This window comes from Arthrobacter melezitosi, from assembly GCF_054511055.1.
The window spans coordinates 153,947-167,126 of record NZ_JBTNDJ010000006.1 but is presented as its reverse complement, the minus strand read 5'-3'; the positions used below and the strand labels follow the sequence as shown (position 1 = coordinate 167,126).

13 protein-coding genes are annotated in these 13,180 nt (G+C 70.3%); 2 read left to right on the top strand and 11 right to left on the bottom strand.

From position 1 onward, the window contains the following. Positions 1 to 40 precede the first annotated feature (40 nt). The 3 genes from ACX80W_RS09255 to ACX80W_RS09245 all read right to left on the bottom strand — a co-directional run bounded on the left by ACX80W_RS09255 (position 41) and on the right by ACX80W_RS09245 (position 2,622). Entirely contained in the window at positions 41 to 1,135 is a 1,095-nt protein-coding gene (locus ACX80W_RS09255; RefSeq protein ID WP_459282526.1) for a regulatory protein RecX, read from the bottom strand. A gap of 5 nt (positions 1,136 to 1,140) precedes the next feature. Next, on the bottom strand, positions 1,141 to 2,190 hold the full coding sequence (recA, locus tag ACX80W_RS09250; RefSeq protein WP_459282524.1) for a recombinase RecA: 1,050 nt from the start codon (positions 2,188 to 2,190) through the stop codon (positions 1,141 to 1,143). A gap of 195 nt (positions 2,191 to 2,385) precedes the next feature. Further along, positions 2,386 to 2,622, bottom strand: coding sequence for a DUF3046 domain-containing protein (locus ACX80W_RS09245; RefSeq protein ID WP_459282522.1), 237 nt, complete (start codon positions 2,620 to 2,622; stop codon positions 2,386 to 2,388). Between the two features lie 149 nt (positions 2,623 to 2,771). Here ACX80W_RS09245 and ACX80W_RS09240 point away from each other — a divergent pair, with 149 nt between their 5' ends. Then, positions 2,772 to 3,245, top strand: a complete 474-nt coding sequence (locus tag ACX80W_RS09240; RefSeq protein ID WP_459282520.1) for a MarR family winged helix-turn-helix transcriptional regulator — start codon at positions 2,772 to 2,774, stop codon at positions 3,243 to 3,245. A 90-nt stretch (positions 3,246 to 3,335) separates the two neighbouring features. Here the strand turns inward: ACX80W_RS09240 and ACX80W_RS09235 are convergent, their stop codons facing one another. From ACX80W_RS09235 to dapA, 6 genes are all read right to left on the bottom strand, one after another. After that, on the bottom strand, positions 3,336 to 3,776 hold the full coding sequence (locus ACX80W_RS09235) for a helix-turn-helix domain-containing protein (RefSeq protein WP_459282518.1): 441 nt from the start codon (positions 3,774 to 3,776) through the stop codon (positions 3,336 to 3,338). A 133-nt stretch (positions 3,777 to 3,909) separates the two neighbouring features. After that, entirely contained in the window at positions 3,910 to 4,383 is a 474-nt protein-coding gene (locus ACX80W_RS09230; RefSeq protein ID WP_459282516.1) for a CinA family protein, read from the bottom strand. Further along, positions 4,380 to 4,976 carry a CDP-diacylglycerol--glycerol-3-phosphate 3-phosphatidyltransferase gene (gene pgsA, locus ACX80W_RS09225; protein ID WP_459282624.1) on the bottom strand — a complete coding sequence of 199 codons (597 nt, stop codon included), beginning with the start codon at positions 4,974 to 4,976 and terminating at the stop codon, positions 4,380 to 4,382. The genes ACX80W_RS09230 and pgsA overlap by 4 nt, the downstream gene beginning before the upstream one ends. Positions 4,977 to 4,988: 12 nt before the next feature. Next, on the bottom strand, positions 4,989 to 7,817 hold the full coding sequence (locus ACX80W_RS09220; RefSeq protein WP_459282514.1) for an FtsK/SpoIIIE family DNA translocase: 2,829 nt from the start codon (positions 7,815 to 7,817) through the stop codon (positions 4,989 to 4,991). 105 nt (positions 7,818 to 7,922) lie between these two features. Further along, positions 7,923 to 9,611, bottom strand: a complete 1,689-nt coding sequence (locus tag ACX80W_RS09215) for a ribonuclease J (protein ID WP_459282512.1) — start codon at positions 9,609 to 9,611, stop codon at positions 7,923 to 7,925. After that, positions 9,608 to 10,552, bottom strand: coding sequence for a 4-hydroxy-tetrahydrodipicolinate synthase (gene dapA, locus ACX80W_RS09210; RefSeq protein WP_459282510.1), 945 nt, complete (start codon positions 10,550 to 10,552; stop codon positions 9,608 to 9,610). Before dapA ends, ACX80W_RS09215 begins: the two co-directional genes overlap by 4 nt. 102 nt (positions 10,553 to 10,654) lie before the next feature. Between dapA and ACX80W_RS09205 the strand changes: the two genes are divergently transcribed. Continuing rightward, positions 10,655 to 11,848 (top strand): heparan-alpha-glucosaminide N-acetyltransferase domain-containing protein, encoded by a 1,194-nt coding sequence (locus ACX80W_RS09205; protein ID WP_459282508.1) that lies wholly within the window; start codon positions 10,655 to 10,657, stop codon positions 11,846 to 11,848. A gap of 94 nt (positions 11,849 to 11,942) precedes the next feature. On the opposite strand, the gene ACX80W_RS09200 is transcribed toward ACX80W_RS09205, so the two are convergent. Then, positions 11,943 to 12,398: a tetratricopeptide repeat protein gene (locus tag ACX80W_RS09200; protein WP_459282506.1), complete on the bottom strand. Its 456-nt coding sequence runs from the start codon at positions 12,396 to 12,398 to the stop codon at positions 11,943 to 11,945. After that, positions 12,391 to 13,167, bottom strand: a complete 777-nt coding sequence (dapB, locus tag ACX80W_RS09195) for a 4-hydroxy-tetrahydrodipicolinate reductase (protein ID WP_459282504.1) — start codon at positions 13,165 to 13,167, stop codon at positions 12,391 to 12,393. Before dapB ends, ACX80W_RS09200 begins: the two co-directional genes overlap by 8 nt. Between the last annotated feature and the right edge of the window lie 13 nt (positions 13,168 to 13,180).

Below are 13,180 nucleotides of genomic sequence, written 5' to 3'. Positions count from 1 at the left end.
TGCAGGCGGTGCCGGCGGGAATTCCTGCGTTGCGGCATCATCAGTCGGGGGCGGCGTGCCGTTCGTCCAGGGCGTCCTTGACGAGCGCGAAGGCCAGACCCGGGGCATAGCCCTTCCGGGCGAGCATTGAGACGAGCCGGCGGATCTCCTTATCCCGTGCCGCGCGGTCCGACAGGTCCGCGCCGGGCCGCAGCTTCCGCTGGATCAGCTCCCGTGCGGCATCGCGTTCGTCGTCGTCGCTGACCTGGGCGAGGGCGTCTTCGGCGAGGGCAGGGTCCACCCCCTTGTCGGCCAGTTCCCGCTTCAGGGACGAGCGGGCCAGGGAACGGGTGGCGGAGCGGCTCCGCACCCACATGCGGGCGAATTCCGCGTCGTCAATGAGCTGGACCTCTTCGAAGCGGTCGAGGACCGCGGCGGCGGCCTCCGGCGGAACGCCGCGCTCCGAAAGCTTGGTGGCCAGCTGGTGCCGGCTGCGCGGGGCCATCGCGAGCTGGCGCAGCACGATCGACCGCGCGAGGGCGAGCGGATCCGACGCATCGGGGGAATCACCGGACCGGGTCTTCCCTGGTGCTGGTTCTGCGGGCGCCGGCTCCCCGGGCCCGGGCTCTCCGAACGCCTGCCCGCCGGAGAGCGGCCCGCCGGAGAGCGCCTCCCCGGCTGCGCCGTCCCCGGCGCGCGTTCGCCGGCGCCCGCGGGCTGTGGTCCTTCCGGCCGCTGACCTGCGGGCCGCGCCGGGTGCTCCCTCGCCGGCATGGCCGGGATCCGAGGAGTCCCAGGGCCCGGGGGCGTCCCCTTCGTGCTCAGGCGGGAGGTCCGCGGAGCGGCCGACGACGGGCCCGAAGGAGGAGTCCTTGGCCTCGCGTTCGGCCTTCCGCCGGCGGCGCGGCCGCGCCCCCTGCCCGCCCACGGACGACTGGCCGGTCGAGGAGCCGAAGGAGGACCTACCCGAGGATGACCCGAAGGAGGACCTGCCGGTCGAGGAGCCGAAGGACGACCTGCCGGAGGAGGACCTGCCGGAGGATGACCCGAAGGACGATGAGCGGCCGGAGGACCCGAACGGCGCCTTTTCGGAGGAGGACCCCCCGGAGGGCGGCGGACCGTCGGCCGGCCGCCCCCAGGACCCACTTGCCGCCACGGCGGCTACTCTCCTCCGACGGCCTTCAGCTTGGGCCCGTCCTCATGCTCTTCGGGCTGTTCGTCGATTCCGAGCTTGACGCGGATCTTCCGCTCCAGCTCGTCGGCGAGGTCCGGGTTGTCGATGAGGAACTTACGGGCATTCTCCTTGCCCTGGCCGAGCTGGTCGCCGTCGTAGGTGAACCAGGCGCCGGACTTCTTGACCAGCCCGTTCTCCACGCCCACGTCGATCAGCCCGCCCTCGCGGGAGATGCCGTGGCCGTAGAGGATGTCGAACTCGGCCTGCTTGAAGGGCGGAGCCATCTTGTTCTTGACGATCTTGGCGCGGGTGCGGTTGCCGACCGGGTTCACGCCCTCCTTGAGGGTCTCGATCCGGCGGACGTCGATGCGGACGGAGGCGTAGAACTTCAGCGCCTTGCCACCGGTTGTGGTCTCGGGGCTGCCGAAGAATACGCCGATCTTCTCGCGGAGCTGGTTGATGAAGATCGCTGTGGTCTTGGTCTGGCTCAGGCGGCCGGTGATCTTCCGGAGGGCCTGGCTCATGAGCCGGGCCTGCAGGCCGACGTGGCTGTCGCCCATCTCGCCTTCGATTTCCGCGCGGGGAACCAGCGCCGCGACGGAGTCGATGACCACGATGTCGATGGATCCGGATCCAACGAGCATGTCCATGATTTCCAGCGCCTGCTCACCCGTGTCGGGCTGGGACACCAGGAGGGCGTCGGTGTCCACCCCCAGCTTCTTGGCGTATTCGGGGTCGAGGGCGTGCTCGGCGTCGATGAACGCCGCGATGCCACCGTTGCGCTGGGCGCTGGCCACCGCGTGGAGGGCCACCGTGGTCTTACCCGAGGACTCCGGGCCGTAGATCTCGACGACGCGGCCGCGGGGCAGGCCTCCGATGCCGAGTGCGGCGTCAAGGGCGATGGAGCTCGTGGAGATGGTTTCGATGGGAGCCCGGGTCTCATCACCAAGCCGCATGACTGAGCCCTTGCCATACTGCTTGTCAATCTGCGCGAGGGCAGCTTGCAGTGCTTTCTCGCGGTCGGCTGGTGCGGCCATTGTTCACCTCGGTTGGTTGTGCCCTGGGCTTACGAAACCCGGCGGGCCGTTTGCGTGTTCGTTCCGACCCTACCGGCCGGCTCTGACAGTCTTGGGAGCCCGCCCGGTATGTGAAAAAACCGGCAGAACCCGTCCTCCAAGCATATCGCTGTCCGAACAGATATTCGAATGAATTAGGTGGATTACCGGCGTGTCCTACTCGGCCCGGCTGCGCGCCCGCGGTTTGACGTCCCGCCCCAGCCACCGCTCGCGGGGCACGTCCTGCGCCGCGCAGACGGCCTCCCAGACACGCCGCGGGTCGATGCCCGCCCGCAGGGCGTCAAGGGCCGTACGGTCCCCCAGTTCACCGATCACGAGATCACCCGCAAGGCTCCGTGAGTAGGAGGCGCCGAACTCGTCGTCCATCAGCCGCCAGAAGTCGCTGAGCCGCATTGTCCATCCTTCGTTGTTGGCTGTTCCTACAGGATGCCCCATCGGCGCGCGGGGATGCATCCCCGTGTTCGGGCGGCGCCGGGCGGGGTTGCGGATCCGTTACGCGCAGCGGGGCGGCTGCGGGGACCGCGAACCATAGAATAAGCGGTATGACAGTCGACCCCAGCAGTTCCGACGCCGCAGTGGATTCCGCCATCGTGGCGCTTGAGCAGCAACTGAGCATGCTCTGGAGGCGCGCGCGGTCCAATTCCTACAAGGTGGCCCGCCGGGTGCACCCCGAGATGGAGCCCGCCGCCTACGGCCTCCTGGTGATCCTGCAGCAGGAAGGCTCGATGCGGCTCACCGATATCGCCGCGAGCGTCGGTGTGGGCAAACCGTCGGTCAGCCGGCAGATCGCCATGCTCGAACAGCTCGGGCTGGTCCAGAAGGAGGCCGATCCGCTCGACGGGCGCGCCCAGGCCATCTCGCTCACGCCGGCGGGCACCGAGCAGCTCGTCAGTGCGCAGACCGCCCGCAAGCAGGCCTTCCACGAGTTGATGGCCGACTGGGACGTTCACGACCTCGAGCAGCTCGGCCACCTGATCGCCCAGCTCAACGCCACCTACGCCAAGGACAACTGGTAGCCCCGGGCCCGCAGGCCGCCCTCAAACAGGGCCGCCCTTAAACAGCGACAGGGCCCGCCGGTGGGCGGGCCCTGGATCGATCGCTGCTGCCTAGCGGTTCGTTGCCGCCAGGCCCCTGCGGAAGTTTTCGGTGAGATCGTCGGGGATGTTGTTTTCGAACTCGCGGGAGAATTCCTGCGGGACGGTGTCCGGCACTGAGACACCCTCCGCCTCCGCGAGCCGGTCGCTGACCTCCCGCAGCATCGAGGACAGTGGTACGTCCAGCGCGCTGCAGATCGATGAGAGGAGTTCAGATGACGCTTCCTTCTGGCCGCGCTCCACTTCGCTCAGGTAACCCAGGGAAACCCTTGCACTGTGGGAGACTTCACGCAGCGTACGGCCCTGGCGCTGGCGCACGTCCCGGAGGACGTCGCCGATCTCATGGCGTAGTACGACCAATTTGCGCTCCTTAGGCTTGCGTTGTGCGTCATCTGCCAACCCCACATCGCGCCAACGGACCACGCCGTTTACGGATACGGGTTGTCTTACCATCTGTATCGCCTTGCTCCCTCGTAAATGCGGACCCGCCGGGAAGCGGAGAATGCATAGTCGGTCCAGCCCGAAATTCTAGGGCCTGAGTCGTCAACCTTATCAACGGCTCGCTGTATTGATAACTAGTGTGTCTTCACATTTGTTCCCTAAGGATGGCCCCTCCGAGCAGGTCGAGGGCGGCCGCGCAGGATGCGGCGCGGATGGCCGCCCGTCCGCCGGGGAAGCCGAACCTTCGCACCTCGGTCCCGTCCGCGGTGGCCACGGCGATGAAAACGGTGCCCACCGGCTGCCCGTCGTGCGGGGCTGGCCCTGCCACTCCGGTGGTGGAGACGGCCGCATCGACGCCGAGCACCCGGCGGGCACCCTCGGCCATCTGCGCGGCCACGCCGGGATCCACCGAGCCCGCTGAGTCGAGCAGCGCCGCGTCGACTCCAAGCACGTCCCGCTTCACTTCGTTGGCATAGGCGACGATCCCGCCGCGCAGCGTTCCTGACGCTCCCGGCACATCGGCCAGCGCCGCCGATACCTGCCCGGCGGTCAAGGATTCGGCGGTCCCGACGGTGACGCGCGCGGCCAGGGCGGCCGCGACGACGTCGGCAGCGTTCACTGCTGTCCGTTGGAGCGGGCCTTGGCCCGCAGCTGTGCGGCCTGCCGGATGTAGTCGAGGCCGGTCACCACGGTGATCACCAGGGCCGCCGCCATGAAGGCCGCCGCGATCCACCAGCCCCACGCGCCGGGGGTGCTGGCGAACGGGAGGAGGAAGACCAGGATGGCCACTGTCTGGACGACGGTCTTGAGCTTGCCCCCGCGCGAGGCCGGCATGACGCCGTAGCGGATCACGGCGAAACGCAGCAGGGTGATGCCCACTTCGCGGACGAGGATCACGATGGTGACCCACCACCAGAGTTCCCCGAGGATCGAGAGCATGATCAGTGCAGAGCCGATCAGCAGCTTGTCCGCGATCGGGTCGGCGATCTTTCCGAAGTCGGTGATCAGCCCGCGGCTGCGCGCGAGGTCACCGTCGAGCTTGTCGGTGTAGATCGCCACGGCGAAGGTGACCACAGCAAGCCAGCGGAACAGCCCGCCCGTGCTTTCATCGGCGGCGAGGAACCAGACGAAGAAGGGGACGAGCACGATCCGCACGACGGTGAGGATGTTCGCGATATTCAGAACGGGCACTTCTTTGGCTGGGGTGTTCATCACGCGATAAGGCTACCTTCCCGTGAGGCTCCAGGCGTCCTCGCCGTCCTCTTCGGCGTCGTCATTTCCGTCGTTCCATTCGACCGCCTGGGAGCGCGCCGCGAGGTCGTCGGCCACAAGGTCGACCGGTGCGGACGGAACGGCCGGTGCGCCCGCGGGGGCCGACGGCAGGGCGGCGCCGTCGTCGCCGCGCATGGCGGCGAGGACTGGTGCGAGGTCGTCGGGCTTGACGAGCACGTCGCGGGCCTTCGAGCCCTCCGAGGGGCCCACGACGCCGCGGGATTCGAGCAGGTCCATCAGCCGGCCGGCCTTGGCGAAGCCGACCCGCAGCTTGCGCTGGAGCATCGAGGTCGACCCGAACTGGGTTGTCACCACGAGCTCGGTGGCCTGCAGCAGCACCTCGAGGTCGTCCCCGATGTCGTCGTCGATCTGCTTCTTGGGCGCCTCGACGGCGACGTCCTCGCGGTACACCGCCCCGAGCTGGCCCTTGACGTGCTCCACGACCCGGTGGATCTCGGATTCGGTCACCCAGGCGCCCTGGACGCGCATCGGCTTGGAGGCGCCCATCGGGAGGAACAGCGCGTCGCCCTGGCCGATGAGCTTCTCGGCGCCGGGCTGGTCGAGCACCACGCGGGAGTCGGTGACCGAGGAGGTCGCGAACGCCATCCGCGAGGGCACGTTGGCCTTGATCAGGCCGGTGACGACGTCGACGGAGGGGCGCTGGGTGGCGAGGACCAGGTGGATGCCCGCGGCGCGGGCCAGCTGGGTGATGCGCACGATCGAGTCTTCGACGTCGCGCGGGGCGACCATCATCAGGTCGGCGAGCTCGTCCACGATCACCAGCAGGTACGGGTAGGGGCGCACCACGCGCTTGGAGCCCTCGGGCGGGACGACCTTGCCGTTGCGCACGGCCTTGTTGAAGTCGTCGATGTGCTTGAAGCCGTAGTTGGCCAGGTCGTCGTAGCGCGTGTCCATCTCGCGCACCACCCACTGCAGCGCCTCGGCGGCCTTCTTCGGGTTGGTGATGATCGGGGTGATCAGGTGCGGCACGCCCTCGTACGCGGTGAGCTCAACGCGCTTGGGGTCGACCATGACCATGCGCACCTCGTCGGGGGTGGCGCGCATCAGGATCGAGGTGATCATCGAGTTCACGAAGGAGGACTTGCCGGCTCCGGTGGCGCCCGCGACGAGCAGGTGGGGCATCTTGGCGAGGTTCGCGACGACGAAGCCGCCCTCGACGTCCTTGCCGACACCCATCACCATCGGGTGTTCGGTCTTGCGTGCGTTGCCCGAGCGCAGCACGTCGCCCAGGGAGACGGTCTCGCGGTCGGTGTTGGGAATCTCGATGCCGATGGCCGACTTGCCGGGGATCGGCGAGAGGATGCGCACGTCCGAGCTGGCCACGGCGTAGGAGATGTTCTTCGACAGCGCCGTGACGCGCTCGACCTTGGTGCCGGAGGCGAGTTCGATCTCGTACCGGGTGACCGTGGGGCCGCGGGAGAAGCCGGTGACCTTGGCGTCGACGTTGAACTGTTCGAGGGTGTGTGTCAGGGCGGCCACGACGGCGTCGTTGGCCTCCGAGCGCTCCTTGGGCGGGGTGCCCGCCGGCAGGTAGTCGGACGGCGGGAGGGTGTAGGCGACGTCGCCGGCCAGCTGAAGCTGCTCGGTGCGCTGCGGGATCGGCGAGGGCGGGGTCTGCGGCTGGACCGGCGTGGAGGGGACGATGAGCGCCTTGGCGGCCGGCACCACGTCGATCGCCTCGGTCATCGGCTCGCCCGTGGGCTCGTCTCCCAGGCCCTGGGCGCGCTTGATCTTCTCGGTGGCGAGCTCCTGCTGGGTGGGGCGGCGCACCCCGGCGGGGACCTGCCGTTCGGCCTCGCGGGCCTTGCGTTCCTCGTCCTCGATGAGGGCGCGTTCGAACGCCTCGTCGCCGACGAACCCGTCTGAGGAGGGATCCTCCACGGGGTCCGCGCCGCGGTTCCTGCCCGACCGGTCCTTGCGCTTGGACTTGGGTTTGACGGCGGTGGAGCCGTGCGCCTCGTAGAGGTAGCTCTGGTCATGCCCGTCCCGGTCGGCGGCTTCGCGGTCGGTGAGGTCCTGGCCCATCAGGTGCTCATAGAGGCTCCGAAGCCGGTCCGGGATGTGGCGGAACGGCGTGGCCGTGATGATCAGCAGGCTCAGGAAGACCGTGAAGCCGAGCAGCACGCCGACCGGCCAGGGGGTGAGCACGGCGCTGAGGGGACCGGCGGTGAGGAAGCCCACCACTCCCCCGGCGCGCCAGAGCAGCGGCAGACCGGCGGCGAGGCCCGGCTGTCCCCCGACGAGGTGGGAGATGCCCGAGCCGGCGAAGAGGAGGATCAGCAGGCCGATGGCGATCCGGTTGTTGGCGCGGTGCGCCTCGGGGTACCGGAAGAGGCGGACGGCGCCGATGCCGAGCAGGAAGGGGACGAGCAGCGCCATCCAGCCGAAGGTTCCGCCGGCGACGGCGTGGATGACGTCGGCGACCGGGCCCTTGAGGGCCCACCATTCGACGGCGGCGACGGCCACGGCCAGCAGCAGCAGGAAGAACCCTGTCCCGTCCCGGCGCAGTTCACGCTCCGGGTGGACCTCGTGGCCGAACTTCCGCACCCCCGCACCGGTCATCCGGGCGACACCGAGCCAGGCACCGCGCACGGCGCGGACGGGAAGCGGCGGGCGCTCCTCGGCCGGCACGGCGAGGGCTTTGGTGGTCTGCGTCCTGGCGCTGGAGGAACCCCGGCCCGAGGATGAGCGTCCGGCGGGCGCGTTCTTGGCGCGCGACCGCTGGGGGCCCCGCGGGGCAGGGGAAGTACGAGTCGCCATACTGCTACGGTACCGGACCGGGCCCGGCTTTACCGGGATATCCGCGGTTCCCGGCGCAGCGACGGGCCCCCTGGACCGGGCTCCGGGGCGGTGCCCGGAGCCCGTTCAGGCCTCCAGGACGACCGGAATGATCATGGGGCGGCGGCGGTACCTGCGGTTCACCCAGGTGCCGATGATCCGGCGCACCACCTGCTGCAGCTGGTACGTCGTGTGATCCTTGTTACTGCGCACCGCCTCCTCGAGGGCCTCGTTGAGCCTGCCGGTGATCTCGTCGAACACCGAGTCGTCCTCGGCGAAGCCGCGGGCATGGATGTCGGGGCCGGAGACGATCTTCCCGGTGGTGCGGTTGACGACGGCCACGATGGAGATGAAGCCCTCCTCGCCGAGGATGCGGCGGTCCTTGAGGTCGGCGTCGGTGATTTCGCCGACGCTCGACCCGTCGACGTACACGAAGCCGCACTCGACGGCGCCCACGGTCCGGGCCCTGCCGTCGGCGAGGTCGATGACCGAGCCGTTGTCGGCGAGGATCACGTTCTCCGCCGGCACCCCCGTCTGCTCTGCGAGGCGGCCGTTGGCGATGAGGTGCCGGGTCTCGCCGTGCACCGGCATCACGTTGCGCGGGCGCAGGATGTTGTAGCAGTAGAGCAGCTCGCCCGCCGCGGCGTGCCCGGAGACGTGCACCCGGGCGTTGCCCTTGTGGACTACGTCCGCTCCGAGCTTCAGCAGGCCGTTGATGACCCGGAACACCGCGTTCTCATTGCCCGGAATGAGCGATGAGGCAAGGATCACGGTGTCGCCCGGGCCCACCGTGATGCGGTGGTCGCCGTTGGCCATCCGGGACAGGGCGGCCATCGGTTCGCCCTGGGACCCGGTGGACATCAGCACCACCCGATCGTCGGGCAGGTCATCGACGTTCTTGATGTCCACGAGGATCCCGTCGGGCACCCGCAGGTACCCGAGTTTCGCGGCGATGCCCATGTTGCGCACCATGGAGCGCCCGGCGAAGCAGACGAAGCGCCCGTGGGCGGCGGCGGCGTCGAGGACCTGCTGGACCCGGTGGACGTGGGAGGAGAAGGAGGCGACGATGATCCGCTTGCGGACGTCGGCGAACAGCCGCTCGAGGACCGGCCCGATGTCCCGCTCGGCGGCCGTGAAGCCGGGCACGTCGGCATTGGTGGAGTCGACGAGGAAAAGGTCGACGCCCTCCTCCCCCAGCCGCGCGAAGGCGCGCAGGTCGGTGATGCGCCCGTCCAGGGGAAGCTGGTCCATCTTGAAGTCACCGGTGTGCAGCACGTTCCCGGCCGCCGTGCGGAGGAACACGGCCAGGGCGTCCGGGATCGAGTGGTTTACGGCGACGAACTCGCACTCGAACGGGCCGAACTGCTCGATCTGCCCCTCGGACACGGTGAGGGTGTAGGGACGGATGCGGTGTTCCTGCAGCTTCGCCTCGATCAGGGCCAGGGTCAGCTGGGAGCCGATCAGCGGGATGTCCTCCTTGAGCCGCAGCAGGTAGGGCACCGCACCGATGTGGTCCTCGTGGCCGTGCGTGAGGACCAGGCCGACGACGTCGTCGAGGCGGCCCTCGAGGTAGGAGAAGTCCGGCAGGATCAGGTCCACCCCGGGCTGGTGCTCCTCGGGGAACAGCACCCCGCAGTCGACGATCAGCAGCTTCCCCCCGAGCTCGAAGACGGTCATGTTGCGGCCGATCTCGCCGAGCCCGCCCAGGGCGACGACGCGGAGCGTCCCCGGAGCCGGCGGAGGCGGGGCCTGCAGCGCCGCTGCGGGACTGCTCATGCCCGGGCCGCCTCGGCGGTCCGCCCGGCCGCGCCGGGGGGAAGGTCCCAGCCGGCCTCGGCGAGGTCGGCGAACACCGGCTCGAGCTCGCCCTCGGTGGGGACGACGAGCGGGAGGCGCACGGCGGCGCTCGCGAGGATGCCCTGGCGGTGCAGGATCTGCTTGGCCGAGATGGCCCCGGGCAGGTGCGTCATCACGGCACGGATCACCGGGTCGAGCTCGAAGTGGAGGCGCCGTGCGGTGGCGAAGTCCCCGGCGGCGGCGGCGTCCACGAGCGCCCGGAACTGGGCGGTGGCGACGTGCGCGGTCACGCTGACGACGCCGACGGCGCCGGCGGCCATCCAGGGCAGGGTGAGCCCGTCATCCCCGGAGTAGACCTCGAGGTCCGTGTTGGCCAGCACCCTCGTCACCTCGCCGAAGTCCGCCTTGGCGTCCTTCAGGGCGAGGATCGCCGGATGGTCCGCGAGCCGGATCATCGTCTCGGTCGCGATCGGGATGCCGGAGCGGCCCGGGATGTCGTAGACCATGATCGGCAGGTCCGTCGCGTCGGCGACGGCGGTGAAGTGGGCGAGGACCCCGGCCTGGGTGGGCTTGTTGTAATACGGGGTCACGACGAGCTGCGCGTCGGCGCCGGCGCGGACCGCCCGGTGCGCCATTTCCACCGAGTGGGAGGTGTGGTTGGTGCCGGTTCCGGCGATCACCCGCGCCCGGCCGCCGACGGCCTCGGCGACGACCCGGAACAGGTCCTCCTTCTCGGAGTCCTCCAGGGTCGAGGTCTCCCCCGTGGTGCCCGAGACGACAAGGCCGTCGCAGCCATCGTCGACCAGCCGCGACGCCAGGGCGGCGGCGCCGTCGAGGTCCACCGTCCCGTCGGCTGTGAACGGGGTGACCATCGCGGTGACAAGGGTGCCGAACGGGCTGCGGGGTGGGGTATCGACCATGGATAAAACGTTACCCGCTCGGGCGCTCCGGCGCAGGGCGGGGCCCGCCGGGACGCCGCGGAGATCGCCCGCCGCGGTGCCGCGCTGTGAGACGATCGAGGCATGGTGTCCTCCCCGGCCGTCCGGCGTTTGACCGGTCTTGACGCAGCCCGCGGCATTGCCCTGTTCGGGATGATGAGCACCCACATCTTCCCCCTCTACATCCCGGGTACCGCCGACGCGTCGTGGATCGCCCTGGTCTTCTCCGGCCGGGCCTCGGCGCTGTTCGCCGTCGTCGCCGGCATCGGCCTCGCCCTGCTGACGGGAGGCAAGGCGCCGCACCGGGCGCTCGCCCTCTCGCGGGACCGGCGCGGGATCGCGGTGCGCGCCGCCGTCATCGCCACCGTGGGGCTCGTCCTCGGCGGGGTCGAGACGAACATCGCCATCATCCTCTTCCACTACGGGATCCTGTTCCTGCTTGCGCTTCCCTTCCTGGGCCTGAGGCTGCCGGTCATCGCGGCGTGGGCGGCGGGCTGGCTGCTGCTCTCCCCCGTGGCGGCCTTCCTGCTGCGCCCGTGGGTCGAGCGGACGGTCGTTCCGCCCTCGCTCGGTGAGAATCCGATCTGGGAGCACTTCCTGGAGCCGGCGACCCTCGCGGCGGACATTTTCCTCACCGGCTACTACCCGGCGCTGCAGTGGCTGGGCTTCCTGCTCATCGGCGTGGCCATCGGGCGCCTCGACCTGTCCCGGCTCCCGGCGCAGGTGGGCCTGATCCTCGGCGGCGCCGCCGCGGCCGTGGCCGCGAAGGCGGCCAGCAGGTACCTGCTGGGCCCCGGCGGCGGCCTCGCGGCGCTGCTCCGGACCCCCGATGGCGCCCGGTACCCCCTTGAGGCGATGCTGCAGGTTGATGTGGGCGGCCTCGACCAGACCGGGTCCTGGTGGTGGCTGGCGATCAGCACCCCGCATTCCGGCACGCCGTTCGACCTGGTCCATGCCGCAGGGACCGCCGCCGCCGTGACCGGGGCATGCCTGCTCCTCACCCGCCGGTACCGTCAGCTGCTCCTTCCGCTGTCCGCCCCGGGGGCGATGACCCTGACCCTGTACTCGCTCCACATCTGCGTCATGAGCTGGGTCGACCAGCAGGAGCCCGTCCTCGAACCGGCTCCGGTGTTCTGGTTCCAGGCGGTCGGGGCCGTCGCGCTGGGCATCCTGTTCCAGCGCATCAACGCCCGGGGGCCGCTCGAGCTGATCGCCTCGGGGGCCTCCCAGGCCGCCCGGAGCGGCCCGCATCCGGCGCCGCGCCGGGACCGGCACTGACCCCACCGGGACCGCTCCGGCAGGTGTCCCCTGGCCTCACCCCGGGCCTATACCCCTGGCTGGCGCAGGAGCGGGCAGGAGTGGCCCGCCCGGCTCAGCGGAACAGCCGCGCGGCGTCGCGCATCGCCTTCCGCGCCCTCGTGCGGTCGCCGGCGGCGTCGTAGGCGCAGGAGAGCCGGAACCAGCTGCGCCAGTTCTCCGGATCGTTCTCGACCTCCTCCCGATACTGCGGGAACCGCTCATCGGCGGCGGAGCGGACGATCCGGCCGGCCGGGGTACGGGGCAGGTCGTCGACGGGGAGGCCGCCTTCGGCTTCGAGGATCTTCGCCATGCGCTCGGTCTGGGCCCCGAAGAGGAGCTCGCGGATCAGCGCCCAGGCCCCGACGACCGGCAGGAACAGGTAGCCCGCGCCCAGGGCCTTGGCCACCGGTTCGGGGTCGGTGAGCAGCAGGACGCCGCGCTGGAACGTCACGCCCAGCCAGAGCAGCAGCAGGAGGGTGATGAACACCACGCCGATCTTGACCCGGTGGCGGCGGAACGTCTCAAGCATGGGGGTCCTTGTCGGTGGAAAGGTCGAGATAGCCCTCGAGGCCGACCGTCAGGCCGGGATGCCGGGCCACGTTGCGCAGCCCGAGCAGGACCCCGGGCATGAAGGAGGCACGGTCGAAGGAGTCGTGGCGGATGGTCAGCTGTTCGCCGGGGCTGCCGAGCAGCACCTCCTGGTGGGCGGTGAGTCCGCGCAGGCGCACCGAGTGGATCGGCACGCCGTCGGCGGCCGCACCCCGGGCCCCGGGAAGCCCGCCGGCGGTGGCGTCGGGGGCCGCGGGCACTCCGGCGGCGCCGCGGGCGGCGCCGATGAGCTGGGCGGTGCGCAGGGCCGTCCCGGAGGGGGCGTCCACCTTGTCGGGGTGGTGGAGTTCGATGATTTCGACGGATTCGAAGTACCGGGCGGCCTGGACGGCGAACGCCGTGGCCAGCACCGAGCCGAGGGCGAAGTTCGGGGCGATGAGCACGCCGGTGGACGGCGAGCGGTCCAGGAGCGCACGGAGCCCGTCGAGCCGGTCTTCGGTCCAGCCGGTGGTCCCCACGACGGCGTGGAGGCCGTGTTCGACAGCGAAGGAAACGTTGTCGTAGGTGGCCTCCGGCACCGTGAGGTCGAGCACGACCCGGGCGCCCGAGGACACCAGGGTGGCGCGGTCGTCGCCCCGGCCCAGGGCCGCCACGAGGGAGAGGTCCTCCGCGGCCTGGATGGCGGCGACCGCCTGGGAGCCCATGCGCCCCGAGGCGCCGAGTACTGCTACCGGGAGTTCCTGCGTCATGGCCTCAAGCCTA

Coding starts and splice junctions, on each gene's coding strand:
- recA (WP_459282524.1), bottom strand. CDS start 2,190: ATGGCCGCACCAGCCGACCGCGAGAAAGCACTGCAAGCTGCCCTCGCG.
- ACX80W_RS09245 (WP_459282522.1), bottom strand. CDS start 2,622: ATGCGGCTCAGCGACTTCTGGCGGCTGATGGACGACGAGTTCGGCGCC.
- ACX80W_RS09240 (WP_459282520.1), top strand. CDS start 2,772: ATGACAGTCGACCCCAGCAGTTCCGACGCCGCAGTGGATTCCGCCATC.
- ACX80W_RS09235 (WP_459282518.1), bottom strand. CDS start 3,776: ATGGTAAGACAACCCGTATCCGTAAACGGCGTGGTCCGTTGGCGCGAT.
- pgsA (WP_459282624.1), bottom strand. CDS start 4,976: ATGAACACCCCAGCCAAAGAAGTGCCCGTTCTGAATATCGCGAACATC.
- ACX80W_RS09220 (WP_459282514.1), bottom strand. CDS start 7,817: ATGGCGACTCGTACTTCCCCTGCCCCGCGGGGCCCCCAGCGGTCGCGC.
- ACX80W_RS09215 (WP_459282512.1), bottom strand. CDS start 9,611: ATGAGCAGTCCCGCAGCGGCGCTGCAGGCCCCGCCTCCGCCGGCTCCG.
- dapA (WP_459282510.1), bottom strand. CDS start 10,552: ATGGTCGATACCCCACCCCGCAGCCCGTTCGGCACCCTTGTCACCGCG.
- ACX80W_RS09205 (WP_459282508.1), top strand. CDS start 10,655: ATGGTGTCCTCCCCGGCCGTCCGGCGTTTGACCGGTCTTGACGCAGCC.
- ACX80W_RS09200 (WP_459282506.1), bottom strand. CDS start 12,398: ATGCTTGAGACGTTCCGCCGCCACCGGGTCAAGATCGGCGTGGTGTTC.
- dapB (WP_459282504.1), bottom strand. CDS start 13,167: ATGACGCAGGAACTCCCGGTAGCAGTACTCGGCGCCTCGGGGCGCATG.